Raw genomic sequence first — 1,670 nt, 5'->3', positions numbered from 1 at the left:
ATGATCACCACCCCAGTGGGGCCACAATTCATGAAGAACAACGGCCAAAGTGGGGCCAAGTCAGGTGACCACACTCACACTTCGTTCCCAGGGGCGTGTCCGTGTGGATTCGCTGCAATTCGTATTTCGCTAAGACTTTGTTCCAAGGCTCTGCTTATGGCCGCGGAAGGGTTATCGGGAGGTCGACTTACTGTCGCACGCGGAGGCGGCGGCGTGCTTCAGCAACAGCACCGCGTCGGCCGCGGTGGTGTGCACGTCATCGTTGAAGGCGTCTAGGTCCGGCCAGTCCATTGCGCCGGCGGAATTGGCCAGCCGCACCAGTAGTAATTCCAGCCGATCGACCTGCTGTTGCACCGCGTAAGGCTGCCCGGTGTGCCAGTAACCGGCCGCAGTACGTAGCGCCCCTCCCAGGCAGAAGCTGCATGGGGCGGCCACCGGCTCGGTGCGTGTCCGGTATGCCCCCGCGCCGACGTGCTCGGTGCGCACCCGCACCCAGTTGCCAGGCGAGTCGGCTGCCGGCTGCACCTGCGTGCCATCCGCGTCGCGGTAGTAGGCGCCTTGGGTCCACCCGCCGTCAGCTTCGATGAGCGCCAGGGCGCCCTCGATTACCTCCTGGTCGGTATCAATGTCAGCCATACCTTCAAAAGTACGAAGTGGGGCCGCGCGACAACACGAGGTTGGCCTCCCGAGTTTTGGGGGTTAACCCCCTAAACACGAGCATATGTACGACGATCCCGCCGCTAGGGTGCGAGCGGCTGCGGACGATTTTTGCGTTCGCTCGGTACGACGCCGCAACGGTGGAGCAGATGGATATCGCCGGACGCGGGGGTGCAGTCACCGCGTCAGAAGACGGAGGAAAACCCCCTTACTGAAGCCAGGCCAGAACCGGCAGAGTAACTAACAGGTCCGCCGGGCCGACCCCCCCGCGGCCCGGCAGACCTTTCCGCCGCAACGGCACCAAGTCTCGAGCCCGACGCTAACGCGTATGTCGGAATGAACGGTGTGTGTCATTTGCAGATGCCACCCCGCGGTGAGCACCATGGCGCCCTTATTGCGCGGGATGCGGAGCGCGGCGTTGATTTGGCGGTTGCCTGTCTTGATGTAGCGCCAGCGTCCTTGCGTCGCTCCTGACCACGATGGTGATGGCGCTACGCCGGCGAATCGGGCGAAGGCAGCCTCTGTCGGGAATCGTTGCACACCTGCGGTTTCGGCGACTATCTCGGCTGCCGATAGCGGCCCGCAGCTCGGGACAGGCCAAGAGGTGCGGGGACGGCTTGCTGGACGCGTTCGCGGATTCTTTACTCGAGCAGCAGCGCACCCTGGGGACCTGCCGACCGATGTCGGCCAGTTCGTCTCGCGCCAACTCGGCAACCAGTCCCTGTCGATCTTTGAGCCACTCGGCGGTGATCGCGGTGAATCCTCGTTGACAGCGCCGAGGACTTGATGATGCGCTCTGGGTCGAGTTCGTGCACCCGCCACAACAGGCGGCACATCGTCGCGTTGCGTTGCGCGATGAGGTTCTCGCGGCGATCGACAAGCAGCTTTAGCTCGCGGGAGGTTTGGTCAATATCGGCGGTCGGTGTCGGCTCCGGTTGAAGTACCCCAGGTTTTGTTCCTACTCGGTTGCGAGGGCCGGGGTTGGCTGGCTCGCGGGGTGTGAGGTGCCGGTG

Annotated in this window: 2 protein-coding genes; both read right to left on the bottom strand. The window is 63.8% G+C overall.

The window, feature by feature from the left end:
* Window positions 1–171: 171 nt before the first annotated feature.
* Window positions 172–636 (bottom strand): DUF6197 family protein, encoded by a 465-nt coding sequence (locus A5698_RS15600; protein WP_068298544.1) that lies wholly within the window; start codon window positions 634–636, stop codon window positions 172–174.
* Window positions 637–897: 261 nt separating this feature from the next.
* Window positions 898–1,479, bottom strand: a complete 582-nt coding sequence (locus tag A5698_RS29870; RefSeq protein WP_084792463.1) for a transposase — start codon at window positions 1,477–1,479, stop codon at window positions 898–900.
* Between the last annotated feature and the right edge of the window lie 191 nt (window positions 1,480–1,670).

Source organism: Mycobacterium sp. E136 (genome assembly GCF_001666865.1).
Taxonomy (GTDB): domain Bacteria; phylum Actinomycetota; class Actinomycetes; order Mycobacteriales; family Mycobacteriaceae; genus Mycobacterium.
The sequence above is the reverse complement of the archived record's forward strand: the minus strand, read 5'-3'. Positions and strand labels throughout refer to the sequence as shown.